The organism is Rhizobium sp. WYCCWR 11146, assembly GCF_013591995.1.
Taxonomy (GTDB): Bacteria; Pseudomonadota; Alphaproteobacteria; order Rhizobiales; family Rhizobiaceae; genus Rhizobium; species Rhizobium indicum.
In genome coordinates this window covers 152590-177953 of sequence record NZ_JACCEY010000038.1, presented here as the reverse complement: position 1 = coordinate 177953, position 25364 = coordinate 152590, and the positions used below count along the sequence as shown (strand labels likewise).

Here is a 25364-nt window from a genome sequence, read left to right as displayed (position 1 = left end):
GGGGCGGGCGAAGGAGCCACTCACGGAACGAATGCCCTTGTCAGGAATGCTATCCGCGCGCGAAACCAAGCAATGCCGCCTTCGGCATAAGCTGACTTTATGCCACAAAAACAAAGAGATAGAGCATTTTCGTCTCTGGGGAAAGCAAATGCTCTCCTCAGGAGACGCGGTTCCGCTCGACAGTCAGCTGTGCATAGGGCGAGCCGCCGCCCGCCATCTCGCCGGAGACCTTCTTTTCCCATTGGAAGCCGAGCACCGCCCCTTCGGCGGTCTCCTGGAAGATGTTGTCGGTGATGACGGCAGTGCCTGCGCCATCGGCGACCGAGACGGCGCATCCCACAGGCGCCTTGCGCACCACATTGCCTGTCACAACGACGTTGCGCAGATACGGTCCCCAGCCGATCTGAAGGCCCCACCGCGGCGCGCCCTCGATCACATTGCCTGAAATCAGCGTATCGGCCTCGGCCGCAATGCCGATGCCGAAGCCGACCTCGTGCTGGTATGGGCCGCGCAGCGTCAGGTTGCGCACGACATTGCCGGTGACGCTCGCCAGCCGGCCGCCCTCGTCGAAATTGGCGATCGAGATGCCGTTCGCCGCCCCGTCGATCATGTTGGCGGAAACGACGGCGCCTTCGAAGGCGAATTCGACATAGATCGCCGTCTCGCCGGACCGCCGGCACTGATTGCTGCTGATCTGGATGTCCGAAGCCGAATTGGCGCGGATCGCCGTAAAGGCGCAATCGGAGATCTGGTTATTCACCACCATCACGCCGTCGGCGCGGAAGATGTTGATGCCGTTGCCGTTTTGCCCGGTGCCCCCGTCATTGGCGCGGATGTTGGAGATGCGGTTGCCTGATACGACAGTGCCGTCCTCCGCCTTCTTCCAGCGATGCACCAGGATGCCGCCATTGCCGCAATCCGAGACCGTATTGCCGGTGACCGAGAGGGTGCTGGAATCCACCGCGTAAAGCCCGGATTGGGCAGCCCCCGAGATGCGGCTGCGCTCGATCCGCCCGCCGCAGCGCTCCAGTTGCAGCCCGTGTTTGCGGCTGCCGCCGATCTCGCAATTGTCGATCAGCACCTCGTCGACGCCGGTAAATTGCAAAAGCCCGCCGGCATAGTCGCCAAGCCAGCGGTTGCCGCCGTCGATGACGAGATTGGAAAGCTCGATCCGCCGCACGTTCTCGGCCGCAAACAGATGGCCTTCGCCAGTATAGACGATCCGCGAGGCGCCCGGCACGCCAGTGATACGCGTATTGTCGGGCAAAGTGAGATTGGAGACCCGGTAGGTGCCGGGCGGCAGGAAGACCGGCACGTTCTCGCGCGCCGCTTGTTCGATCATCTGCTGCAGGTTGCGGGTCTTGCGATCGCCGCTGTCGGGAATGGCGCGATAGTCCACCGCGTCGATCGCCCCGCGCAGATTGGGCTGAGCGGCCGCCGTCAGCGGCGAGGCAAGTGCGCGCGATGCCCCTCCCGCAACGGCCGAGGCGGCAAGAAAGAAAAGCATGTCGCGGCGTGAGCGCATCCGGGGATCACTTGTCATAACGCGCCGTAGCAGGAAACGTGCCAAACCCGCATGAATTGTTTTGGCACAAGCTTGGCAAAGGCCGGCGAAATTGCCGCTATGGCCGAGCGCGACGGCAGGATATCGCCGCTTATATTGTCGTCTTGTTCACCCTTTCATTTAAGCAAGCCGAAGGAAATGAGGACTACTTTGAAGGGAATTTCAATGATGACGATTGCGGGATACGGCCTTCGGCCGGCGGGGAGAATGGCGTCATGCACGAATTGGGTGCCAGGCGATGGGAATCGACCGATGCCCTGACGGCCGAAACGCGACGCATCGTCGCCGCGACGGAGGCAATGATGGCATCGACCGCTCATCACCTTTCCGAGGGTATCGAGAACCTGCGCCTCAAAGCGATCGTCCACGAACTGCCGGATTTCCTTTACGTCAAGGATCGTGACAGCCGCTTCGTCTTCGCCAACGCCGTCACCGCCAGCAGCCTTGGCCTGGAGAGCGCCGCGCTGATCACCGGCAAGCGCGATTTCGACCTGTTCGATTTCGAGACGGCGTGCCGCCATTTCGACATCGAACAGCAGATCATGGCGACCGGCGAAGCCCGCATCGACATGGAGGAATCCTACACCCTTCCAGGCGCCCGCAAGCCGATATGCCGGCTGACCTCGAAGATACCGCTGCGCAACGATCGCGGCGAGATCGTCGGCCTGATCGGTGTTTCCCGTGATATCACCGAACGCAAGCGCCAGGAGGATCTGCATCGCGGCCAGGCGAGCCTGCTGGAAATGATCGCCCGCAACGAGCCGTTGCCGATGATCCTCGAGGCGCTCGTGCTGATGATCGAGGCGCAGCTGGATGGGATTGACGGATCCGTGCTGCTACTCGACGGCGAGGGCACCAGGCTCTATCACGGCGCGTCCCCCAATCTGCCCGGCGGCTATAGCCGCCTGATCGATGGCGTCACGATTGGCCCCAAGGTCGGCTCCTGCGGTACCGCCGTCTGGCGCGGCCAGACGGTGATCGTCGAGGACGTGACGATTGATCCGCTCTGGGAGGATTTTCGCGCGATGATCGCGCCGTTCGGCTTCCGATCCTGCTGGTCGACGCCGATCGCCACCTCGCAGAACAATGTGCTCGGCACGTTTGCGCTCTATTCCCGGGAAGTCCGCCGTCCCACCGAGCACGAGATGACGCTGGTGGCGCTCGCCACCCATATCGCCGGCATCGCCATCGAGCGCAAGCGTGTCGATGACCGCATACATTTCATGGCCCATCATGACGATCTGACGGGCCTGCCGAACCGCGCCTTCCTCAAGGAACGGCTGGCGAGCATTCTTGACCAGGCCCGGCGCAACAACCGCAAGGTGACCGTCGCCTATATCGATCTCGACAATTTCAAGGACATCAACGACGGCCGCGGCCACGCCGCCGGCGACGAGGTGCTGAAAGAGATCGCCGCCCGCATGGCCAACAGCGTCAGGGCGTCCGATATGGTGGTGCGTCTCGGCGGCGACGAATTCCTCGTGGTGCTCGTTCACCAGTCGAGCCACGATGCCGGCATCACGCGCCGCCTTCGCGAGCTGCAGAAGGCGATCAACCGGCCGATCCGCGGGGCGCATGGCGAAATCACCGTCACCTCCAGCATCGGCGTTGCCGCCTTCCCCTTCGATGGCGCGACCTCGGAAGAGCTTCTCGCCAATGCCGACCGCGCCATGTACCGCGCCAAGGAGCTCGGCCGCAACACATTGCAGCATCACGATGGCGGCAGCACGCCTGTGGGAATGCCGCTCGGCGAGCAGGAGGAACTGCATCAGGCGATCACTGGCCAGCAGTTGTTCCTGCAATACCAACCGCAGGTCGACGTCGCCACCGGCCGCATCACCGGGCTGGAGGCATTGGTGCGCTGGAACCATCCGGCAAAGGGCAGGGTGCCTCCGGTCAATTTCATTCCGCTCGCCGAAGAGACCGGCCTTATCGTTCCCCTCGGCCTCTGGGTTCTGAACGAGGCCTGCCGCCAGGCGCGCCACTGGCAGGACATGGGCCTGGCGCCGCTGACGATTGCCGTCAACGTCTCGGCTAAACAGTTCGCCGATCCTGACTTCGCAACCCACGTCGCCGAGGCCCTGGAGCGCCACCGCCTGCAGTCCCGCTGGCTGGAGCTGGAAGTCACCGAAAGCGTGGTGATGCAGAATGCCGAACGCGCGCTTGCCATGATGGAAACGCTGCGGGGGCTTGGCGTGCGCCTGTCGATCGACGATTTCGGCTCCGGCTATTCCAGCCTGGCGGCGCTGAAGACCTTCCCCTTCGACCGCTTGAAGATGGACCGTTCGCTGGTCGAGGCCCTGCCGGGCGACAAGACCGCCGTTGCCATCGCCTCGGCGGTCATTTCGCTGGCGCAGACGCTGAAGCTCTCGGTTCTCGCCGAAGGCGTCGAAACCGACGCCCAGATGGATTTCCTGCGCCAGGCCCACTGCGAGGAGGCGCAAGGCTTCCGCTTCTCCAAGCCGGTCTCCCCGGAGGAGATCCCGGCATTGCTGCAGACTGGCAGTCTCTGATGCAGGTCGCTCAAAACTGTGCAGCGGTTTTGGGAGTACGACATGCACAAAAGGAAACATTGAAAGACCTCGCATCGATCTGGTCGATGTGACGTCTTTCAAACTCATTTCACGAGCCTGCCGATCGCCTCGATCTCGTTGGTCCATATGCCCGCCGCATAGTTTGGCGGCAGCCGCGCCAGTTGCAAGGGGTCGTCGATGCCGGTGGAAAAATCGCTGCCGCGATAGGGCCCGAGCACGAAAACCTCGGTCCCCGCATCCGCCATCCGGTTGAGAAAACGATCCGGCCAGCCCCAAAGCCACGGCGCGATATTGATCGGCACCAGCATCATCGCATGTTTGCATTCGTCCGGCAGCAGGCCGGTCCAGCCATAGCCGATATAGCCGGTGAGGCAGCCCTTCAGGCTCTTGCGCGAGGCGGTCTTGATATCAGGTGCCATCAGGCGGAGCAGGTCGATCGGCTCGTCGCCGCCATAGACGATGATCTCGGCCCGTCGCTCAGTGGAGAGCCCGTTGAGCACGGCGGCGAGCTTTTCACCCTCGGAAGGATCGCGGCTCTTGATGTTGATGAGGAAGCGCCGATCCGGAAAGGTGGACAGCACCTCGGCAAGCGTCGGCATCATGCCGATGCCCCGGCCGCGAAAGGGAAAGGTCTTGCCGCCATCGGCGGTATAGCCATAGCCGATGTCGAGCTTCCTCATGTCAGCCATCGAATGCGCGCGCGTGACGCCATGCCCGTCGGTGCGGCAGTCGAGCGTCCAGTCGTGAAAGACGGCGAATTGCCCATCGGTCGTCGGATGCACGTCGATCTCGACGATATCGGCGCCGGCGGCAAAGCCAGCCTGCATCGATCTGATGGTGTTTTCGAGATAATCGTGTTTCGGCGGCAGCATCCGGCTCGCCGTGCAGGTGTCGTTCTTCAGATCGGTTTCGTCGAACCGCTGGGCGATGCCGCGATGGGCAAGCAGCACCGGGTTTCCGGATCGATGCTGCGCTAGCATACTGGTATTGTTGAGGTAAATGCCAGCCGCGGCAATGGCTATCACCGCCGCACAATAGACAAGCTTCCTGCCCAATGCTGATCCTCCTGGTTGCATCGCAAGGGCTAGAGAGCGATTCCGGTTGTTCTTGGGCTGTTTTCCGGCTTTTCTATGCTGCGGCAACAATGAGTCTGATCGCTATGGAATTTGACGACGACGAGCTCATCCATTTCGAAGCGCATGGCGCCGCTCCGTTGCCGCCGGCGGCAGTCGACGGTCATGTCGCCCATGACGGCGCCCGTATATGGTATGCGAGCTATGGCTCTGGCCCAGCCGTCATTCTGCTCCATGGCGGCCTCGGCCACAGCGGCAACTGGGGCTATCAGGTCCCGGCACTCTTGCACCGCGGCCGCCGCGTCGTGCTGATCGACAGCCGCGGCCATGGAAGAAGCACCCGCGATTCACGCCCCTATAGCTATGAGCTGATGGCTGCCGATGTGCTCGCCGTCATGGACCAACTGCATCTCGACAAGGCGGCCATTGTCGGCTGGAGCGACGGCGCCTGCATCGCTTTGATCCTCGCCATGACGGCGCCGTCGCGCGTCGAGGGCGTCTTTTTCTTCGCCTGCAACATGGATCCGAGCGGCACGCTGGAATTCGTTCCGACCCCGGTCATCGACCGATGCTTCGGCCGGCACGCCAAGGATTACGCCGCATTGTCCACCACGCCGGATGATTTTAATCCATTCGTCGAGGCGGTCAGTCTGATGATGCGGACAGAGCCGAATTATCAGGCCGCCGACTTGGGCCTGATCCACGTGCCGGTCGCGATCGTCATCGCCGAGCACGACGAATTCATCAAGCCAGACCATGCCGAATATCTTGCCCGCAGCATTCCGAACGCTGAGATGATCTATCTCACAAGCGTCAGCCATTTCGCGCCGCTGCAGCGGCCGTCGCAATTTAATGCCGCGGTGGAATCCTTCCTCGATGGAATTGGGTCGTGACGATCGCCGGCGTTGAGCCGCGGCGCATTCGCCAGTCCCTTCTTCCTGCCCTCTGGCCTCGCGCCCATTTCCCGCTATCTCTCGTTTCATGAGACCTGATGCGCTGCTTTATCCCGCCCCGGAGGGGCTCTATTGCCCGGAAGGCGGCTTTTATGTCGATCCGGTGCGGCCCGTCGAGCAGGCGCTCGTCACCCATGGCCATTCGGATCATGCCCGCCCGGGCCATGTAAACGTGCTTGCCACCCGCCAGACGCTCGACATCATGCGCCTGCGTTACGGCGACGGTTTCTGCGCCAGCGAGCAGGCGGCAGCCTTCGGCGAGGAGCTGCTGGTCAACGGCGTCAAGGTAAGTTTTCACCCGGCCGGCCATGTGCTTGGCTCCGCCCAGATTGCCATCGAGAAGAACGGCACCCGCATCGTCGTCTCCGGCGACTACAAACGTCGCCCCGATCCGACCTGCGCGGCCTATGTGCCGGTTGCCTGCGATGTCTTCATCACCGAGGCGACCTTCGGCCTGCCGGTCTTCCATCATCCCGATCCGATGGACGAGACGGCCAAGCTCTTGGCATCGCTGCGGCAATTTCCCGAGCGCACGCATCTCGTCGGCGCCTATGCGCTCGGCAAGGCCCAGCGCGTCATCCGGCTGCTACGCGATGCCGGTTATGCCGAACCGATCTATATCCACGGCGCCATGGAAAAACTCTGCGACTATTATATCGAGCAGGGCATCGATCTCGGCGAGCTGCTGCCGGCGACGATCGAAAGCCGCGACAAGTCCGCTTTCAAGGGGGCGGTAGTCATCGGCCCGTCATCGGCCTTCGCCGATCGCTGGGCCCGGCGCTTCAACGAGCCGCTGCCGGCCTTCGCCTCCGGCTGGATGATGGTGCGCCAGCGCGCCAAACAGCTCGGCGTCGAACTGCCCCTTGTCATCTCCGATCATTGCGACTGGCCGGAACTGACCGAAACGATCCGGGAACTGCACCCGGCCGAGGTCTGGGTGACGCATGGCCGCGAGGAGGCCTTGGTGCGCTGGTGCCAATTGCAGGGCATCAAGGCAAAACCGCTGCATCTGGTGGGTTACGAGGACGAGGGGGATTGAGGAGATGAGCAGCATCCTGCGTCCAAACCCCTCCCCAACCCCTCCCCACAAGGGGGAGGGGCTTAACCCGCGGCCCTCGCTGCATTCCTCTTTCAGCGCAGAGTATGCGGCCGGCTTGTTGGTTTGCGAGGCGGTGCCACGGCTTAGTCCCTCCCCCTTGTGGGGAGGGGTTGGGGAGGGGTCTTTTCCATATGCCGTTGGGGAGGGGTCTTCCTCAAGAGTCGGGAGGCACCCATGAAAGCCTTCGCCGATCTCCTCGACCGCCTGGTGCTCACCCCCAGCCGCAACGGCAAGCTGAAGCTGCTGACCGACTATTTCCGCGACACGCCGGATCCGGACCGCGGCTACGGCCTTGCCGCCATCGCCGGCACGCTGGAGGTGCGCAACGTCAAGCCCGCAATGCTGCGCGAGCTGGTGCTGGAGCGCATGGACGAGGTGCTGTTTCGCTATTCCTACGACTATGTCGGCGATCTTGCCGAAACCATCTCGCTCGTCTGGGACAATGAGAGGGATATCGACCGCTCGGCCCTTGCCCAGCCGCGTCTCGGCGAGGTCGTCACCAGCATGAATGCGCTCGGCCGAACTGAAGTACGCAGCTATGTCCGCGATCTTCTCGACCGGCTGGATTCGTCCGGCCGTTTCGCCTTCATCAAGCTTGCCACCGGCGCCATGCGCATCGGCGTTTCCGCCCGCCTTGCCAAGCAGGCGCTCGCCGATCTCGGCGACAAGGACGTCACCGAGATCGAAACCCTCTGGCATGGCCTGCAGCCGCCCTATGAGACGCTGTTCGAATGGCTGGCGAGTGGCGGCGAAAAGCCGGTGTTGGCCACACCGGCGATCTTCCATTCCGTCATGCTCGCCAATGCGGTGGAGGAGGGCGATCTGACCAGTCTCGATCCGGTGAATTATGCCGCCGAATGGAAGTGGGACGGCATCCGCGTCCAGCTCTCCCGCTCCGGCGACAGGCGCAAGATCTATTCCCGCTCCGGCGACGACATATCAGGCGCCTTTCCCGATATTCTCGACGCGATCAATTTTTCTGGCGTCGTCGACGGCGAGCTGCTGGTCGGCGGCACCGCCCGCTCCAACAGCCCGCCCCGCACCTTCTCCGACCTGCAGCAGCGCCTGAACCGCAAGACGGTAACGGCGAAGATGCTTGGCGATTACCCCGCCTTCATCCGCACCTATGACCTGCTCTTCGATGGCGACGACGACGTCCGCGGCCGCACCTATGTCGATCGCCGCGACCGGCTGACCGAGATCATCGACCGCGCCCCGCACGACCGTTTCGACCTCTCGCCGCTCGTGCCGTTCTCGTCGTGGGAAGAGCTCGATACTCTGCGCGCCGCGCCGCCCGATCCGGTCATCGAAGGCGTGATGATCAAGCGCCGCGACAGCGTCTACCAGGCCGGCCGCATGAAGGGGCCTTGGTTCAAGTGGAAGCGCAACCCCTATAATGTCGATGCGGTGCTGATGTATGCCCAGCGCGGCCACGGCAAGCGCTCCAGCTATTATTCCGATTTCACCTTCGGCGTCTGGGCCGATGACGAGGACGGCGAACAGCTGGTGCCCGTCGGCAAGGCCTATTTCGGCTTCACCGATGCCGAGCTCGAGGTGCTCGACAAATTCGTGCGCAACAATACCACCGAGCGTTTCGGCCCGGTGCGCGCCGTGCGCGCCGACAAGGATTTCGGCTTCGTCGTCGAAGTGGCCTTCGAAGGCATCAACCGCTCGACCCGGCACAAATCGGGGGTCGCCATGCGTTTCCCCCGCATCGCCCGCCTTCGCCCCGACAAACCCTCCTACGAGGCCGACCGGCTGCGTACGCTGATCGCCATGATCGAGGCCAAGCCGGCGTGAAGTTGCATACCCTGCGCAACAATGACGCAGGGCAATTTTTTCAACAGCATGTGTATTGGCGGCAACGATCTTCCGGTGCAGATTTTCCCGAGCATGGTGTCGAAAAGTGTAAGCGGTTTTCGGACGACATCATGCTCTGTTTAATTTGGACTGGCCGGGGAAATGATGGATGCTGCGTTATGAGCTCGCGTGAACGAAATTCCCTTTTCCTCCAGCGCCGTGCCGTGCTGGCGGGTCTCGCCGGTGCACTTATCCTGCCGCGCATGGCGGCCGCGTTCGATGTCCCGGACGAGCCACGCCTTGCCAAGCACGACTACGCCAAGGTCCGCCACCATTTCCGCACCAAGCTGCTGCAGAAGGGGCCGGCGCCCGACAAATACGAACCGCTGAATGCGCCTGCCGATGCCGACAAGATCTTCTACCGCTCCGGTTACGGCGAGCTGGAGCTGGCGGCCTGGGTCTCGAAATACAAGCGCGAGCGCGCCGCGAGGCCGGCCGTGCTCTTCCTGCACGGCGGCAATGCCATGGGCATCGGCCACTGGCAGCTGATGAAGCCCTATATGGATGCCGGTTATGTCGTGATGATGCCGTCGTTGCGTGGCGAAAACGGCCAGATGGGCAATTTCTCCGGCTTCTACGACGAGGTCGACGACGTTCTCGCCGCCACCGAGCGCCTGGCGCATCTGCCGGGTGTCGATCCCGAGCGCCTCTTCATCGCCGGCCATAGCATCGGCGGCACGCTGACCATGCTGACGGCGATGACCACCCACAAATTCCGCGCCGCCGCGCCGATTTCAGGCAACCCCGATGCCTTCCGCTTCTTCAACCGCTATCCCCAGGACATCCGTTTCGACGATAGCAACGCGCATGAATTCGAGGTGCGTTCGGCGCTGTGTTACGCCCACAGCTTCAAATGCCCGGTCCGTGTCGTCCACGGCACCGAGGAGCCGCATTTCAACGACCGCGCCGATCTGCTGGCCCGCCGCGCCCGCGGCGCCGGCGTTCATATCGAAACGGAAACCGTCGCCGGCAATCACACCTCGGCGCTGCCGGCCGAGATCGAACAGAGCATCCGCTTCTTTCACGGAGTGGCGGCCTGAATTCCAGCCGCTTCAAATGAGGGCCATTAGCCCTATATTGCTGGAATGACGACGAACGCTAAGAGCATGCCAGAGAGCATGATTGTGCCGAACGACTTCCCCGAGCTGAAATCGCTCGCCTGGAATCGCGATCCCGTGCGCGCCATGCCCGCCGGCGAGGCCTTCGCGCTTTATGAGCGCAACTGGCGTTTCGTCGATCTGGCAAGCTGACCGAGCGGGAGACGCAGCTGATCCGCGATCTGGCCGCCGCCTATGGCAATGGCGTCCTGCTCGTTTCCTGATTTTCCACCCCAACGCCAGCCTCGCGCCAGCCGCGAATGCCATCGTTCCGGCAGATATCGCTGTCTGCCGATCGTTGATAAGGGTGGTTCCATGAATTTTCTGCGCCGGGTCTTCCCGCTTGCCGGGCTCGTGATTGCGGTTGCGTCGCTGAGCGGCTGCAACATCCTCATTCCCGATGTCGCCGCCGATTCGCCCGCCCGCTTCGTCCAGGAAACCTCGCCGGTCTTCTATCAGCCGCCCGGCGTCGATCCGCGCCGGGTGCGGCCGATCCCCGATCAGCCGGTGCCGCAGACGCGCGAGCTCTACAAGACCCAGTTCCACCAGACCTATGGCCTGCCGGTCACCAACCCCGTGCACATGGCGATGTACGGACAGCAGCGTGACGAAGATTTCACCCTGCCGGCGATCCCGGTCAGCCGCGTGCAGCCGCAGTTCTTGCGCCAGGAGGTCGATTATCAGACGACCGAGCGTGCCGGCACCGTGGTCATCGATACCAAGGCGCATTTCCTCTATTTCGTCGAGGGCAACGGCAAGGCGATGCGTTACGGCGTCGGCCTCGGCCGCGACGGTTACGCCTGGTCCGGCCGGGGCGTCATCCAGTGGAAGCAGAAATGGCCGCGCTGGACGCCGTCGGTCGAAATGGTCTCGCGCCAGCCTGAAGTCCGCCCGTTCGGAGCGGAGAATGGAGGCATGAATCCAGGGCTGATGAACCCGCTCGGCGCCCGCGCCATGTATATCTTCAAGGACGGGCAGGATACGCTCTATCGCATCCACGGCACACCCGACTGGCAGTCGGTCGGCAAGGCCACCTCGTCGGGCTGCGTGCGCATGCTGAACCAGGACGTCATCGATCTTTACGACCGCGTTTCTGCCAAGGCCGAGATCGTTGTGATGTAGCGCTGCAACAGCGCTTCCCATATCGTCCGCTCCGAGCTGGACACGTCTGCGTGAAGCTATGGTTTATTTGGCGCAAGCCGATAGATCTTTTGATGTTGTTATCGGCATTGGACGAATCACCGGTTTATCCGGCGTCCCGTCCGGCTTCCCGCATCAGAGGAAATCAGTCCCGCGTCATGAGCTTCGATAGACATCTTTCCCGCCGCAGCTTTCTTTCCTTTTCGGCGTTGACCGCAGCCTCCGCGCTCGCCGGCTGCGCCTCCTCAGCCAACACCGTGACATCAGGCGATACGACGATCACCTACCGTTCGCCAATGCGCCTGTTCCAGTCCCCGGGTGCGTCGAGCGTGCCGAGTGGGGCTGAGCTTGCCGTCATGTATGGCCCCATCGAAGACGGCGGCTTTCTCATTCCAGCCGTTCCCTACGAGCAGATCGATCCGCGCTATTATCGCCAGCGCGTCGTCGATCCCACCGGTCAGCCTCCCGGCACCATTGTCGTCGATACGCCGTCGCGCTTCCTCTATCTCGTCCAGGGTGACGGCATGGCGATGCGCTACGGCGTCGGCATCGGCCGCGAGGGTTTCGCCTGGCAGGGGTCGGGCGTCATCCAGTGGCGTCAGAGATGGCCGCGCTGGAAGCCGCCGAACGAGATGGTCGCCCGCCAGCCCGAACTCGTCAAATATTCGATCGAGAACGGCGGCATGGAGCCGGGTCTGAAGAACCCGCTCGGCGCCCGCGCGCTCTATATCTTCTCGAATGGAGAGGACACGCTCTACCGCCTGCACGGAAATCCCGATTGGCGCTCGATCGGCAAGGCCGTCTCGTCAGGCTGCGTGCGGCTGATGAACCAGGATATCATCGATCTCTACGACCGCGTTCCCACCAAGGCGCCCATCGTCGTCTGGCAGTAATCGTCATCGAGGCGGCCGCAATCCGGCCGCCTCGGATCGATCGCTTTTCCCAGGCAAGCTGGCGCTTTGCCTCGGGCAAGCGGTTGCTTTGCCCCGGGCGAGCGAGTGCTTTGCCCCGGGGAAAAGGGTGCTTTGCCCCTGGGGCAAGAGCTTCATTTTGTGCCCGCGAGAGAATTATTTTCCGAAATACCATTGCTTAATTCGGTAAATATCCTACATGGTGCGTATCGAATTGCTTGCGACCTTTGTCCACGCGCTTGAGCGCTCCGTCAGATATCCTCTCAACATCGATACGGCTTGTCGGATATCTTTCCGCAGGCGAACACAAACGGTTGAAAAGGAGATCGTTATGAATTCAGGCGTCGTAAAGTGGTTCAATGGCACCAAGGGTTTTGGCTTCATTCAGCCTGATGATGGTTCTACGGACGTTTTTGTCCATATCTCAGCGGTTGAACGCGCCGGAATGCGCGAACTCGTTGAAGGTCAGAAGATCCGCTACGATCTCGTCCGCGACAAGAAGTCCGGCAAGAATTCGGCCGACAACCTTCAGGCCGCATGATTTGTCATTCGCCTCTGCTGACCATGAATATGGCAGCGGGCTGGCCATGTGCTGGCAGCAAGCTGACCACGGATGTACTGGCAGCGAGCTACCGATACCGGCGGCGGGCTGAGTGACTGGAAGAGGTCGGGTACCAGCCCGGCCTTTTTGCTTTGATCGCAGGCTTTTCCGGAATGCCCCGGTCGGTCCTGAATGACCCCCGGTCGTTCTGATTGACCGATTGAGCAGCCGAAGAGTCGAAGGGACGCTGAAATGGGCAGACCAAACTATAAAGTCGGCGACATGATCGTGCTGAAATCCGGCCTCACCCGCACGGCGAAAGCCGACAAGCGGTGCCGGATCTCCAGCATCCTGCCCAACGACCACGGGCATGTGCAATATCGCGTCCAGTTCGACGCGGAGAATTTCGAGCGCCGCATCACTGAGGCCGACATCGATACCGGTGAATCGCCGTCGAGGGCTTCCCCCGAGGCGGTGGCCAAGTCCGACGGCGCCGAGCCCTGGCTGAAGTTTTCGAGCATCAAAATCGGGAAGTAGTTCCGGGTTTTTTATTTTGGCCCGGGTTTTTAATTTTGGACAGTGCGGCTTCGCCGCCGCAACAGGAAGGATATCGTTTTGCAGGTACTCGTCAGAGATAACAATGTCGATCAGGCGCTCCGCGTGCTCAAGAAAAAGATGCAGCGGGAAGGTCTGTTCCGGGAAATGAAGGCTCGCAGCGCCTTTGAAAAGCCGTCCGAGAAGCGCGCCCGCGAAAAGGCCGAGGCCATTCGCCGCCAGCGCAAGCTCGCTCGCAAGAAGCTGCAGCGCGAAGGTCTGCTGCCGGCACCGAAGAAGGTTCTCCGTCCCACCCGCTAATCCCGGGCGTGGCATCACGGCCTACCGTGGAATCACGGTTCAGCCGTGAATCATGGTTTCTGCCGTGGAGCCATGGCTTACAGCGCCGCGCGCCTATTCCAGACGCGCAAGGGGGCTGTAACACTTGTATTTCAGCATAATTCCTTGAACCGATTTCGATTTGAGGAACTATGCGGTAACGCCGCCATCACCTGGGAAAGGGGCACATGACCGCCACCAAGGGAGAATTCTTCAATCCCGCCAAGCTTTCGTCTCGCGACAAGGCGGAAGCGACCGATCACACGGCGCGCGCCATTATCGCCGCCGAGGCAACGGCCCGTGACAAGAAGACGGAGAAGCTGAAGGCGCTGCGTTTGCAGCAGGAGGCCGAGGCCGAACCTAAGGCGGCGCCTGCAAAGAAGCGCCGGTCGCCCGCTAAGCCGCGGTCCTGATCTCTCGGCGCGTACGCCGGCTCTACCGGGTGCCCGCTCTACCGGGTGAGTGCGTTCAGCCGCCCGCGCCGGCCCGCCCGAGATTGCCCCGCAGCCGATGCAGCATGTCGCGCATCTCGGCCATTTCCTCAAGCGTGCAGCCTGCGGCTTGCCCGATCGCCGTCATGATCGTATCGATCTCCCCCTTCATTGCCTGACCTTGCGGGGTCAGCGACACGATCACCTGCCGTTCGTCGCGCAGGTCGCGGATGCGCTTGAGCAGCCCGCTCTGTTCGAGCCGTTTCAACAGCGGCGATAGCGTGCCGGAATCGAGATCCAGCTGCTCGCCGATCGTCTTGACCGGCAGTTCGCCGCGTTCCCACAGCACCAGCATCACCAGATATTGCGGATAGGTCAGGCCGACCCTGTCGAGGATCGGCTTGTAGGCGCGGGTGAAAGCATGCGCCGTCGCGTAGACCGCGAAGCACAACTGCTTTTCCAGCCGCTTCTCCTCTTGCGGTATCTCCATCGTCTTCGTCGTTTGCGCTTTCATATCTATTATCCCTGAAGCCCGATTGTCCTCTTTTCGAATCCGAAATGCAATTTGCAAAATTCACTTGCGTACAATTTAATTGTGCGATAATAAAAATCCAACCCGATCGAAGGGCCAACCAAAGGAGATCGTCATGCCTATTCTCTATACGACCAAAGCCTCTGCCACCGGCGGCCGCGCGGGCCGCGCCGTTTCCGAAAATGGCGTTCTGGACGTGACGCTGACCGTTCCCAAGGAACTCGGCGGCGACGGCGCGACCGGCACCAATCCCGAACAGCTTTTCGCTGCCGGCTACTCCGCCTGCTTCCTCGGTGCATTGAAATTTGTCGCGGGCCAGCAGAAGGTCAAGATTCCCGAGGACACGACGGTCTCCGCCAAGGTCGGCATCGGCCCGCGTGAAGATGGCGGCGGCTTCGGCATCGAAGTGGCGCTGACGGTCAACATCCCGGGTCTCGACCGCGAAACCGCTGAAAAGCTCGCAGCCGCAGCCCACATCGTCTGCCCCTACAGCCACGCGATGCGCACCTCGACCGAGGTCCCGGTCACCGTCGCCTGATCGGCTTAAAACTTGGTAGCCGTATCGGCTGCCGTCATCTGCCGGCCGGGCGGCGTTCAGCCCGGCCGGCCTCGGCGTTTCTATCGTCATTCATGACAGCGCCTGCAGATCCTGTCGCAGCCGGGCGGAGCCGCCTTCCGGCAGCTTTCCGTCGATCATCGCATGTGTGCTTTTCCAGATCGGCAGCGCTTTTGCCAGCACCGCCTTGCCCTCAGGGGTGAGGCTCAGCAGCCGGCCGCGCCTGTCTCTGGGGTTCTCCATCACCGTTACCCAGCCCTTGCGCTGCAGCGGCTTCAGCGCCGCCGTCAGCGTCGTTTGATCCATGGCGAGCAGGGCTGCGACCGGCCCCATCGGCGGCGGCTCCGGCCGGTTCAGCGACATCATCAGCGAAAACTGCCCATTGGTCAGGCCGGCCGGCCTCAGCGCATCGTCGAACAGTCGGGCAAGCGCGCGTGCTGCCCGCTGCACATGCAGGCATAGGCAGGTGTCTCGCACCATCAGCGTCGTGGAAAAGGGAATCTCGATCGAATTTGACATGCTCCATTTCTATTGATATCAATGTATTTAGTCAAGGAGAAGGAGATGAGCCGGCTTCACCGGCAGGCGCCGGAGGAGGGCGCATTTCATGCAGAACGAGGTTGTTTCCCGCGAAGAGTGGCTCGAAGCCCGCCGTGCCCTGCTGGCAAAGGAGAAGGAGGAGACGCGGCTGCGCGACAGTGTCAACGCCGCCCGTCTGGCGCTGCCCTGGGTGAAGGTCGACAAGGATTATGTCTTCGAAACGCCGGAGGGCAGGAAGTCGCTCGCCGATCTCTTCGACGGCCGCAGCCAGTTGCTGATCTACCATTTCATGCTTGGCCCGGATTGGGATGCCGGCTGCACCGGCTGCTCCTTCCTGTCCGATCATGTCGATGGCGCCTTGCCGCATCTGAACCATCACGACGTCACCTGGGTCGCCGTTTCACGCGCGCCGCTCGACAAGATCGCCGCCTACAAACAGCGCATGGGTTGGCAATTTCCCTGGGTCTCTTCCTTCGGCAGCGATTTCAATTTCGATTATCACGTTTCTTTCAGCCCCGAGGATCTTGCCAAAGACAAGGTCTTTTACAATTTCACACCGATGCAGCCGGCTGATGCCAATGACGAACTGCCGGGCCTCAGCGCTTTCTACCGCAACGACAAGGGCGAGGTCTTCCATACCTATTCGAGTTATGCCCGCGGGCCGGAAGAACTGATCGGCACCCTGATGATCCTCGACCGCGCGCCGAAGGGCCGCAACGAGGACAGCACGATGAATTTCGTGCGCCGCCACGACGAATATGAGGAGGCCGCCAAGGCGCCATCCTGCTGTCACTGAGCCGGAGCATGATGCCGAAAAGTGTAAGCGGTTTTGCGTCCGGAATGCGGAAAACAAACACCACCATCACTCAAGGGAGAAGAGGATGATGAAGACCGCTGAAGTGCTGAAGGAACATTCCTTCCTGGAAAGACTGGTCGGCGACTGGACCGTCACCGCACCCGACATGAGTGGCGGCGAGCCCTGGACGGAGACCGTCCGCTCGCTGCACGGCATCTGGTTCGTCGCCGAAGGGACCGGCCGTATGCCTGATGGTAAGGAGGCGACCAGCATCCTGACGCTCGGTTACAACGACGCAAAAGGCAAGTATGTCGGCAGCTGGATCGGCAGCATGATGGACTATATGTGGGTCTATGAGGGTGCGGTCGACGCGTCAGGCAATGTGCTGGACCTCTATACCACAGGCCCCGACTTCAATGGCGAGGGGCTTGCCGACTACCGCGAGCAGATCATCTTCGTCGACGCCGATCACCGCACCTTCGTCTCCAGCGCCAAGCAGCCGGACGGCTCCTGGAAGCAGTTCATGGAAGCACATTACGCCCGCAAGATCTGACAATCACGGCGTTCAACCTCGAGAAAGGGGCCTCGCAAAGAGGCCTCCGAAGAGGGGCGTCGAAAAAGGGAGAGTATGATGTCTGAGACGCATGGAAAGTTCATCTGGTGCGAGTTGATGACCCCCGACACATCGGCTGCCGCGAAATTCTACAGCTCGGTCGTCGGCTGGACCACCTCCGAAATGAAAATGGAGGGCATGCCCACCTACACGATCTTCGAAGCGAACGGCATCGGCGTCGCCGGCCTGATGGAATTTCCGGCCGAACTCGAAGGCAAGGGCATTCCGCCGAACTGGACGGGTTATGTCGACGTCGACGATGTCGACCAGACTGCCAAGGATTTTGCCGCCAATGGCGGTTCGGTCCGCCGTCCGCCGGAAGACATCCCGACCATCGGCCGCTTCGCCGTCGTTGCCGATCCGCATGGCGCGGTGCTCTGCATCATGACGCCGGCGCCGATGGAGAAGCCCATGCCGGAACTGGCCTTCGACGCGCCCGGCAATATCGGCTGGCGCGAACTCTATGCCGGCAACGGCAAAGACGCTGTTTCCTTCTATTCCAAGCTGTTCGGCTGGACGAAGGACAGCGAAATGGACATGGGTCCGATGGGCGTCTACTACCTCTTCGCCCATAACGGTCGGCAGATCGGCGGCATGATGACCAAGCCGGAAAACATGCCGATGACCTTCTGGTGCTATTATTTCATCGTGCCGACCCTCGACGCCGCGATCGAACGCGTCACCTCAGGCGGCGGCAAGGTCGTCAACGGCCCGATGGAAGTCCCCGGCGGCAGCTGGATCATCCAGGCCACCGACCCGCAAGGCGCCTTCTTCTGCCTGGTCGCACCGAAGCGGTAGGTTTTTAGGCGTGGCAGCGTGCGGCAGGACCCTCATACGGCTGCCGCCGCCTTTCCGTCAGAACTTGTAGCTGGTCCCGAAGAGGACCTTGTCCTGCGTGGCGCCGACATCGCCGATGGTCGAGCCGAAGTCCTTGTTGCCGAAATCGGAATGACGATACTCGCCGCGCACCAGGATATTGTCGGTGACCGCATGTTCGATGCCGCCGCCGGCCGTCCAGCCGATCAGGATGCCATCCTTCTTTCCGGCAGCGGGAATGTCGACCTTGCCGCCGCCGGCTGCCACGCCTGCCGTTGCAAAGAACAGGGTTCGATCCCAGGCGTAACCTACCCGGGCTCGGCCGGAAGCATCCCATTCGAGGTTCGCATTGTCATTTTTCTCGAAGTTGTAGTTAAAGTCGTTCTCGATGCCGTAGACGATATTTCCGGATTGGAAATTATAGCCGGCATGCAGGCCGGATGTGCCGCTGTCGATATCCTGATCCGAGCCGAGGATCTTTGCCTGGCTCCAGGAATATCCGCCCTGGGCGCCGAGATAGAAGCCCGACCAGTCATAGGCCGAAGATACTTGCTCGGCGGACGGTGCCGACGGCGTTTCATAGGTAAGATCGGCGGCAACGGCAGGAACGGCAACCGAAAGCGTCAGGGCGGCGCAGGCGACTAATCTGATATGCATGGAGATGCCTCGTGTTCATGGGAAGAAAAGTCGAGAGGCGATCGCGACACCGCCCGGCTCTCAAGAAACCATGCCCCGCGCCGATGTTGCGGAGTGTCCTTTAACATTGAGATTTGTTGCGAACCCTCGCAAAGGACGGGGCGACGCGGCACGCCCCGTCGCCCATTACACGCCTGATCCCACCGAAGCAAAGAACCCCTCCGGGCTCTCCACCTCCACCAGCCGCTTCCTCTCGATCAGCCAGAACCGGTTTCCCACCGCCCGCACGAAACTGCGGTCATGCGAGACCAGCAGGCAGCTCGCTTCGTGCGCCATCAGCTCGCTCTCCAGCGCCTCCTGTCCGTCGATGTCGAGGTGGTTGGTCGGTTCGTCGAGCAGGTAAAAGTTCGGCTCCGTCAGCCGCAGCACCAGCATGCCGAGCCTGGCCTTCTGGCCGCCGGAAAGCTGGCCGATCGGTTTTGCCTGCATGTCGATCGTCATGCCGGCGCCTGCCAGCAAGCCCCGCGCTCGCTGATCGCCGACATCGAAGCGGCGGATGATCGTACCGATCGGCGTGTCGGTGTCGGCAAGATCGGCAAGTGCCTGATCGCCATAGCCGAGCACCAGCGAAGGCGTCGCCTTGATGCTGTCGCGCGCCGTCTCCGGCCTTTCGATTGCCTGCTTCAGCATCGACACCAGCCGCGACTTGCCGGCGCCGTTGAGGCCGAGCAGCACGATGCGGTCACCCTGGCAGATGAATTGCCGGCCGGTCTTGAACAGCAGCGTTCCATCCGGCGTCGTTACCGCCGCATCCTCAAGCGTCATCAGCACCTTGGCATGCGTGCCGCGATTGGCAAGCCGGATAGCGCCGGCCGAGCGCTCCAGATGCGCCGGTTTTGCCGCATCCTCCAGCTTCTCCACCCGCTGCTTGAGCTGCTTCGTCTTGACGACGAGCAGATCGCTGCCGGAGTTGATGCCGATATTGTTGAGCTTGGCGGCCTGCTTGCGTAATTGCTCCGCCACCTTCATGTCGCGCTCGTAGCGCCGGGCTTCGGAAGCGTCGGCCTCGTCGAGGGCAGCGCGCGCCCGGGTATAGGGCAGGGCGAAGACCGGCGATTGCTCGGGCCGCAGGAACAGCGTCCGGTTGGTCGTCGCATCGAGGAAGGCGCGATCGTGGCTGGAGAGGATGACCGGCACGTCGCGCGGCAGCGCATTCAGCCAGTTCTCCAGCTGCGCGATCTTTTCAAGGTCGAGATGGTTGGTCGGCTCGTCGAGCAGAAGCACGTCGGGTTCGCTCACCCAGGTGCGGGCAAGCATGGCAAGCCGTTGCCATCCGCCGCTCAACTGCTTCAGCGGCCGGCTGCGCATGGCCTCCGGCACGTCGAGCGATTCCAGCACCACGTCGACCCGCCAGCTCTCGCTTTCGGCCTGATCGGCCGGCAACGCCTGCAGCACCGCATCGTAGAACGGCGTGTCGAAAAGGGCAGGTGGCACATTCTGCGCGACATGGCCGACGGTCAGCCCGCGCGCCTTGGTGATCTCGCCCTCGCTCGGCTCCAGCGCGCCGGTGATGCAGGCAAGCAGCGTCGATTTCCCCCGCCCGTTGGCGGCGACGAGACCGATGCGGTCGCCGGCATTGACGACGAGATTGAGCTTGGAAAACAAGGGATTGCCCAGCGTCACGCCGAGATTGCGGATATTGATGAGTGTCATGATCGTTCTCTGGTCTTGACCGGGTATTCGAGTGCGATCCGGAGCGTTCAGCCATCACGGGATTGCGCGATTCGGACCCGGGAAATGAGAGGAATGCGCGCTGTCAGCTACGGCGCCGCATTGGCCACGAAGGGCAGACCAGGAAGAGATGTCGAGAAACGGTCTCTGGTCAGCCCTGCAAACGCATTTGCAGGGCGTTGACGGGACCACGCTGGCGATTAAACCGAAAATAATATTGCATTGCGTGATCCTCCTTTCTCGAAAGCTTGCGGGATTCCAATAACATTGCCCGCAAAAAGAGGCAAGAGAGCCGGACCTGTGCCGATTCTAGCCATAAACCGCGCATAGAGGATTCTTCGGGACCGCCCGGGAGAATAAGACGCATGCTCATTGCCCATTTGCCGGCAGGCTACCTTCTCGGGAGCGCCGCGCGGCAGCGGTCCGCCGCACCCGGCATCATGACCGCAGCCTTGATCGGCAGCGTATTGCCGGATTTCGACATGGTCTATTTCTTCCTGACCGGCGGCAAAGTCCACCATCACGACTATGTCTCCCACTGGCCGCTTTTTTGGCTCGGCTTCGCCGCCACGGCCCTGCCGGCGATCGGTCGACTGGCGTCGGACTGGCTTCCCACGGCCGCCGTCTTTTTCGCAGCCGTCATGCTTCACATGGTTATGGATACCGTCGCTGCGCCGATGCTTTGGCTCGCGCCATTCGATTGGTCGAAATTCGAGCTGACGACGGTGCCGGCGACCTACAGCAATTGGGTCGTGAGTTTCATGTTGCATTGGACCTTCGCTCTTGAACTCCTGATCTGCGTCACCGCGTTGATCGTCGCCGTCTGTCGGAACCGTCGCGTCGGAGGCCGGCAGCAGGCATGAGCCGGAATTATCCCGGGTCGGCTGGCGACAGTTCCAACCGCCGCGTGATCCCGATACTCCTGAGGAATGTCTCGTCGTGGCTGACCACCAGCAGCGCGCCGTCGTAGGCGCGCAGTCCTGCCTCGACCGCGGCGATCGAGTCGATGTCGAGATGGTTGGTCGGCTCGTCGAGGATCAACAGCGGCGGCGGTGCCGAGCCGAGGACGCAGGCAAGGCCCGCCCGCAGCAATTGCCCGCCGCTTAGCGTCGATACGGTCTGTAGCGCAGCGTCCGCCCTGAACATGAAGCGGGCAAGGGCCGCCCGGCAAGTATTTTCATCGGCCTGCGGATTGATCCGGCGAAAATTGTCGCGGATCGAGGCCGAAGGATCGAGCAGGCTCACCTTCTGATCGAGCATAGAGAAAGCGGTCATGACGCCGACCGTGCCGGCCCAGGGTTTCAGTGCGCCGGTAACGAGCGCCAGCAAGGTCGTCTTGCCCGAGCCGTTGCGGCCGGTGACGGCGATACGCTCGGGTCCCGTCACATCGAAGGAGAGATCGCGGATGACGGGATCATCAGGCTGGTAGCCCGATGTCACGCCATCCATCTTCAGCACGATCTTGCTGGCAGGCAGCCCGGTTGGCGGCAGGGTGACCGACAAGGGCTGCAGGATCTCGATCTTCTCGCGCGCTGCTGTTGCCTCTTCCCGTGTCTGGGCGCGCCGGCGTTCAGCGATACGGGCATTGTCGCCACCCGTCGTTTCGCTCCGCTCCTTCATGCCGCCGAGCATGATGCGTGGAATGCCGCCTTTGGCGGCCGTCTTCCGGCCCGCGCTGTCTCTGTGCGCCTGACGCTCCACCGTCGCCTGCGCCTTCCGCGCTACCTCGGCCATGCGTTTTTCGGCTTCAGTGAGATCATGCTGTGCCGCCGCGAGCTCAAGAGCCTTGCGCTCGCGGTAATGGCTCCAGTTGCCGCCATAGCGCGTGGCGCCGAGCGACGTCAGTTCAACGATCGCATCGACGCTTTCGAGCAGTTCGCGGTCATGGCTGACGATGATGGCGCCGGCCCGCCAGCCTGACATCAGCGCGATCACCGCCTCGCGGCCTTCGCGATCGAGATTGTTGGTCGGTTCGTCGAGCAGCAGAAAATCCGGCTCGGTGAAAACAAGCGCGGCAAGCCCGGCACGGGTGCGCTGCCCGCCAGAGAGCACGGCAAGCGGCGTCTCCGGCGGTGCGTCGAGCCCCGTCCGATTGAGCGCTGCGGCGACGCGCGCCTCCAGCATCCAGTCCGCCGATGCAAGCTCGTCGGCCGTTGCCTCGCCGGCTTCGGCACGGCGAAGAATAGCGAGCGCATCGGTCACGCCGAAGAGATCGGCGACCGTTTCCTCGGGCGCCACCTGAACGCTCTGCCGCAGCACGCCGAGGCTGCCGTTGACGGATACGGTGCCCGAATGCGGCTGGATTTCACCGAAGACGAGTTTGAGCAGCGTCGTCTTGCCGACGCCGTTGCGCCCGACAAGACCGGTACGCTCGGCCCCGAAACTCAGGTCGAGACTGGAAAAAAGCGGTCGCCCGTCAGGAGCGGACCACGAAACTTGGGAGAGAGTGATGGATGCAGGCATGGATATGGATGTCCCGGTTGGCAAGGCGAACTGGCGTTGCGATCGGGTTGAAATCCATTGCGGCACACATCCTGTTGAAATGGTCGATGGCAGGTAATTTAGGAGATAAAGGCATCAGGTTCAAGAAGGAGAACGATCTTGCATTCTTCGGGGGAAGGCCGTGGGAAGTTGCCCCTCACCCTAACCCTCTCCCCGTAAACGGGGCGAGGGGACGTGCCCTACGAGAGGTGAGCGAGGAAAGGAGAGGTTGCGGCTATTCCCCCTTCGCCCCGCGAGCGGGGAGAAGGTGCCGGCAGGCGGATGAGGGGCAGGTGGCACTCTGCTGCGAAACGCCTACCGCTTCAAGCTCCCCAATATCCCGCGCACCAGCGCCCGGCCGACCTGTGTCGCCACCGTGCGCGCCACGCTCTTCATCGCCGCTTCCACCACCGTTTCGCGCTGATAGCCGGACGTCCGGCCGCGCGATTGGCCGCGGCCCTGGTTGTCGTCGTCATTGCCGCCGCCGAAGCCTGGGAGGCTCCAGCCGGAGGTCGTGTTGCCCTGTTGCTGTGGTGCTTCTTCCTGGGCTCGCTTGGCGGCCTCGGCATCGGCCGCCTTCTTCGCCCGCGCCGCCAGCAGTTCGAAGGCGGATTCGCGGTCGATATCCTCGTCATAGACGCCGAGAACCGGGCTCCTGTCCATGATCTGCCGGCGCTCGTCATCGGTCACCGGGCCGACGCGGCCGGAGGGTGGGCGGATCAGCGTGCGCTCGACGATCGAAGGCGCGCCCTTGGCCTCCAGCGTCGAGACCAGCGCCTCGCCGGTGCCGAGATTGGTGATGACGGTGGCGCAATCGAAGGCCGGATTGGCACGGAAGGTATCGGCCGCCGTCCGCACCGCCTTCTGCTCGCGCGGCGAATAGGCGCGCAACGCATGCTGCGCCCGGTTGCCGAGCTGGGCGAGCACCGTTTCCGGCACGTCGAGCGGGTTCTGCGTCACGAAATAGACGCCGACGCCCTTGGAACGGATCAGCCGCACCACCTGCTCGACACGTTCGGTCAGCACCTTCGGCGCATCGTTGAAGAGCAGGTGCGCCTCGTCAAAGAAGAAAACGAGCTTCGGCTTGTCGGGGTCGCCCACCTCGGGCAATTCCTCGAAGAGCTCGGAAAGCAGCCAGAGCAGGAAAGTGGCGTAGAGCCGCGGGTTCATCATCAGCTTGTCGGCGGCCAGCACCGAGATTTGGCCGTAGCCGTTGTTGCTGGTGCGCATGATGTCGGAAATCTTCAGCGCTGGTTCGCCGAAGAAATGCTCGGCGCCTTGCTGTTCGAGAACGAGCAGCGCCCGCTGGATCGAGCCGACCGAAGCCTTGGAGATCAGCCCGTACTGGTTGGAAAGTTGGCTGGCGTTCTCGCCCATATAGTTGAGCAGCGAGCTGAAATCCTTGAGGTCGAGCAACGGCAGCCCGCCCTGGTCGGCGATCTTGAAGGCGATGTTGATGACGCCTTCCTGCGGTTCGGAGGCATCCATCAGGCGGGCGAGCAGCAGCGGTCCCATCTCGGCGATGGTGGTGCGCACCCGGTGGCCCTTCTCGCCGAACAGATCCCAGAAAATCACCGGAAACTGGTCGAATTCATAGTCGGTGAAACCGATCTGCTCGGCGCGCTTCGTCAGGAAATCCTTCGGCTCGCCCTTGGCGGCGATGCCGGAAAGATCGCCCTTGATATCGGCCGCAAATACCGGAACGCCGGCCCGCGAGAAACCTTCGGCCAGCACCTGCAGCGTCACCGTCTTGCCGGTGCCGGTGGCGCCGGTGACGAGGCCGTGGCGATTACCGAATTTCAGGTCGAGATATTCCGGCTTGTTGATGCTGTCATCGGGATTGCGGCTCGCGCCGATGAAAATCTTGCCATCCTCGATCATTCGGAATGCTCCCTTGGGGCTCTGCCGCCATTTGTATGAGAAGGCGTGCTTCTGCCGCCTTCATCGAACCATCGTTTTCTTGTTATAAGCAGGCAGGTGCATGCCGACAACTGTTTGCATTGAAAGCAAAACCGGACAAAGTGCGGCCCGGGGAGGGGCCGGCTTGAGTTGCGGTCGAATCTCGATTAACGTTGACGTTAACGTCAAAAAACAGGAGGCTGACATGAATGAAATTGTAACCCAGATCGCCGATCGCGTGGGTATCGCGCCAGACCTCGCCGAAAAGGCGCTCGGCATGATGCTCGGCTTTCTGCAGCGCGAGGCCGCCGATGGTCCGGTTGCCAAGATGATCGAAGCGATCCCTGGCGGCGCCGATCTCGTTGCCCAGTTCAACGGCGCAGGCGCAGGCGCCGGCGGCGGCGGCCTGCTCGGCGGGCTGATGAGTTCGCTCGGCGGCGGTGGCATCATGGGGCTCGGCCAGCAACTGATGGGCGAAGGCCTCGGCATGGGCGAGATCACCTCGCTTGCCAAGGAAACCATCGCGATCGCCAAGCAATATGCCGGCGAAGGGGTCGTCGACGAGGTCGTCGCTTCCGTCCCGGGCCTCAGCCAGTTCGTCTGAGACGAGGGATCGGCAAGAGCCTCGCGTCGTTGCGGGGCTCATTATATCTTGTCCTGAAATCGCCGGGACAAAGGCCCGTCCAAC

Annotated in this window: 25 protein-coding genes and 1 pseudogene; 18 read left to right on the top strand and 8 right to left on the bottom strand. The window is 62.3% G+C overall.

Going from position 1 to position 25364, the window contains the following annotated elements:
- Positions 1-157: 157 nt before the first annotated feature.
- The gene (locus HX899_RS30170; protein ID WP_138328601.1) at positions 158-1525 is read right to left on the bottom strand and encodes a TIGR03808 family TAT-translocated repetitive protein; all 1368 of its coding nucleotides are present in this window, start codon (positions 1523-1525) and stop codon (positions 158-160) included.
- Positions 1526-1779: 254 nt separating this feature from the next.
- Between HX899_RS30170 and HX899_RS30165 the strand changes: the two genes are divergently transcribed.
- On the top strand, positions 1780-4077 hold the full coding sequence (locus tag HX899_RS30165; protein WP_138387800.1) for an EAL domain-containing protein: 2298 nt from the start codon (positions 1780-1782) through the stop codon (positions 4075-4077).
- Positions 4078-4181: 104 nt separating this feature from the next.
- Here the strand turns inward: HX899_RS30165 and HX899_RS30160 are convergent, their stop codons facing one another.
- On the bottom strand, positions 4182-5153 hold the full coding sequence (locus HX899_RS30160; RefSeq protein WP_181294080.1) for a glycerophosphodiester phosphodiesterase family protein: 972 nt from the start codon (positions 5151-5153) through the stop codon (positions 4182-4184).
- A 104-nt stretch (positions 5154-5257) separates the two neighbouring features.
- Between HX899_RS30160 and HX899_RS30155 the strand changes: the two genes are divergently transcribed.
- The 11 genes and pseudogenes from HX899_RS30155 to HX899_RS30105 all read left to right on the top strand — a co-directional run bounded on the left by HX899_RS30155 (position 5258) and on the right by HX899_RS30105 (position 14058).
- Positions 5258-6064: an alpha/beta fold hydrolase gene (locus HX899_RS30155; RefSeq protein WP_181294362.1), complete on the top strand. Its 807-nt coding sequence runs from the start codon at positions 5258-5260 to the stop codon at positions 6062-6064.
- An 88-nt stretch (positions 6065-6152) separates the two neighbouring features.
- On the top strand, positions 6153-7163 hold the full coding sequence (locus HX899_RS30150) for a ligase-associated DNA damage response exonuclease (protein ID WP_113546459.1): 1011 nt from the start codon (positions 6153-6155) through the stop codon (positions 7161-7163).
- A gap of 234 nt (positions 7164-7397) precedes the next feature.
- Complete coding sequence (locus HX899_RS30145) at positions 7398-9023, top strand: cisplatin damage response ATP-dependent DNA ligase (protein WP_181294079.1); 1626 nt, start codon at positions 7398-7400, stop codon at positions 9021-9023.
- 179 nt (positions 9024-9202) lie between these two features.
- The gene (locus tag HX899_RS30140; protein ID WP_138328596.1) at positions 9203-10123 is read left to right on the top strand and encodes a S9 family peptidase; all 921 of its coding nucleotides are present in this window, start codon (positions 9203-9205) and stop codon (positions 10121-10123) included.
- Between the two features lie 78 nt (positions 10124-10201).
- A pseudogene (locus tag HX899_RS35320) lies at positions 10202-10404 on the top strand (hypothetical protein).
- Between the two features lie 91 nt (positions 10405-10495).
- Positions 10496-11302 (top strand): L,D-transpeptidase, encoded by an 807-nt coding sequence (locus HX899_RS30130; protein ID WP_138387797.1) that lies wholly within the window; start codon positions 10496-10498, stop codon positions 11300-11302.
- Between the two features lie 176 nt (positions 11303-11478).
- Complete coding sequence (locus HX899_RS30125) at positions 11479-12213, top strand: L,D-transpeptidase (RefSeq protein WP_003557650.1); 735 nt, start codon at positions 11479-11481, stop codon at positions 12211-12213.
- Between the two features lie 349 nt (positions 12214-12562).
- Positions 12563-12772 (top strand): cold-shock protein, encoded by a 210-nt coding sequence (locus HX899_RS30120; RefSeq protein WP_003546468.1) that lies wholly within the window; start codon positions 12563-12565, stop codon positions 12770-12772.
- Between the two features lie 252 nt (positions 12773-13024).
- The gene (locus HX899_RS30115) at positions 13025-13309 is read left to right on the top strand and encodes a cold-shock protein (protein ID WP_094086441.1); all 285 of its coding nucleotides are present in this window, start codon (positions 13025-13027) and stop codon (positions 13307-13309) included.
- Positions 13310-13387: 78 nt separating this feature from the next.
- On the top strand, positions 13388-13627 hold the full coding sequence (gene rpsU, locus HX899_RS30110) for a 30S ribosomal protein S21 (protein WP_003546477.1): 240 nt from the start codon (positions 13388-13390) through the stop codon (positions 13625-13627).
- 206 nt (positions 13628-13833) lie between these two features.
- On the top strand, positions 13834-14058 hold the full coding sequence (locus HX899_RS30105; protein ID WP_138328594.1) for a hypothetical protein: 225 nt from the start codon (positions 13834-13836) through the stop codon (positions 14056-14058).
- A 55-nt stretch (positions 14059-14113) separates the two neighbouring features.
- Here HX899_RS30105 and HX899_RS30100 read toward each other — a convergent pair whose 3' ends face one another.
- Positions 14114-14599, bottom strand: a complete 486-nt coding sequence (locus tag HX899_RS30100; protein WP_138328979.1) for a MarR family winged helix-turn-helix transcriptional regulator — start codon at positions 14597-14599, stop codon at positions 14114-14116.
- 124 nt (positions 14600-14723) lie between these two features.
- Here HX899_RS30100 and HX899_RS30095 point away from each other — a divergent pair, with 124 nt between their 5' ends.
- Positions 14724-15146, top strand: coding sequence for an organic hydroperoxide resistance protein (locus HX899_RS30095; RefSeq protein ID WP_003546481.1), 423 nt, complete (start codon positions 14724-14726; stop codon positions 15144-15146).
- Between the two features lie 90 nt (positions 15147-15236).
- Here HX899_RS30095 and HX899_RS30090 read toward each other — a convergent pair whose 3' ends face one another.
- Positions 15237-15683, bottom strand: coding sequence for a MarR family winged helix-turn-helix transcriptional regulator (locus HX899_RS30090; RefSeq protein WP_062940776.1), 447 nt, complete (start codon positions 15681-15683; stop codon positions 15237-15239).
- A gap of 88 nt (positions 15684-15771) precedes the next feature.
- Here HX899_RS30090 and HX899_RS30085 point away from each other — a divergent pair, with 88 nt between their 5' ends.
- The 3 genes from HX899_RS30085 (at position 15772) to HX899_RS30075 (ending at position 17911) form a co-directional block, all read left to right on the top strand.
- Positions 15772-16500 carry a thioredoxin family protein gene (locus HX899_RS30085; protein WP_181294078.1) on the top strand — a complete coding sequence of 243 codons (729 nt, stop codon included), beginning with the start codon at positions 15772-15774 and terminating at the stop codon, positions 16498-16500.
- A gap of 85 nt (positions 16501-16585) precedes the next feature.
- Positions 16586-17053, top strand: a complete 468-nt coding sequence (locus tag HX899_RS30080) for a DUF1579 domain-containing protein (protein WP_138328592.1) — start codon at positions 16586-16588, stop codon at positions 17051-17053.
- A gap of 78 nt (positions 17054-17131) precedes the next feature.
- Entirely contained in the window at positions 17132-17911 is a 780-nt protein-coding gene (locus HX899_RS30075) for a VOC family protein (protein WP_171599310.1), read from the top strand.
- Positions 17912-17968: 57 nt separating this feature from the next.
- Here HX899_RS30075 and HX899_RS30070 read toward each other — a convergent pair whose 3' ends face one another.
- Together HX899_RS30070 and HX899_RS30065 are read right to left on the bottom strand one after the other, a co-directional pair.
- On the bottom strand, positions 17969-18586 hold the full coding sequence (locus tag HX899_RS30070; RefSeq protein WP_164054815.1) for an outer membrane protein: 618 nt from the start codon (positions 18584-18586) through the stop codon (positions 17969-17971).
- A 165-nt stretch (positions 18587-18751) separates the two neighbouring features.
- Positions 18752-20278, bottom strand: a complete 1527-nt coding sequence (locus HX899_RS30065) for an ABC-F family ATP-binding cassette domain-containing protein (RefSeq protein WP_181294077.1) — start codon at positions 20276-20278, stop codon at positions 18752-18754.
- Positions 20279-20661: 383 nt separating this feature from the next.
- On the opposite strand from HX899_RS30065, the gene HX899_RS30060 reads away from it, so the two are divergent.
- Positions 20662-21159 (top strand): metal-dependent hydrolase, encoded by a 498-nt coding sequence (locus HX899_RS30060; protein ID WP_138328588.1) that lies wholly within the window; start codon positions 20662-20664, stop codon positions 21157-21159.
- A 7-nt stretch (positions 21160-21166) separates the two neighbouring features.
- Here HX899_RS30060 and HX899_RS30055 read toward each other — a convergent pair whose 3' ends face one another.
- Together HX899_RS30055 and HX899_RS30050 are read right to left on the bottom strand one after the other, a co-directional pair.
- On the bottom strand, positions 21167-22759 hold the full coding sequence (locus HX899_RS30055) for an ABC-F family ATP-binding cassette domain-containing protein (protein WP_181294076.1): 1593 nt from the start codon (positions 22757-22759) through the stop codon (positions 21167-21169).
- Between the two features lie 333 nt (positions 22760-23092).
- Positions 23093-24658, bottom strand: coding sequence for a helicase HerA-like C-terminal domain-containing protein (locus HX899_RS30050; RefSeq protein WP_181294075.1), 1566 nt, complete (start codon positions 24656-24658; stop codon positions 23093-23095).
- A gap of 223 nt (positions 24659-24881) precedes the next feature.
- Here HX899_RS30050 and HX899_RS30045 point away from each other — a divergent pair, with 223 nt between their 5' ends.
- Positions 24882-25280: a hypothetical protein gene (locus tag HX899_RS30045; protein WP_181294074.1), complete on the top strand. Its 399-nt coding sequence runs from the start codon at positions 24882-24884 to the stop codon at positions 25278-25280.
- Positions 25281-25364: the final 84 nt, after the last annotated feature.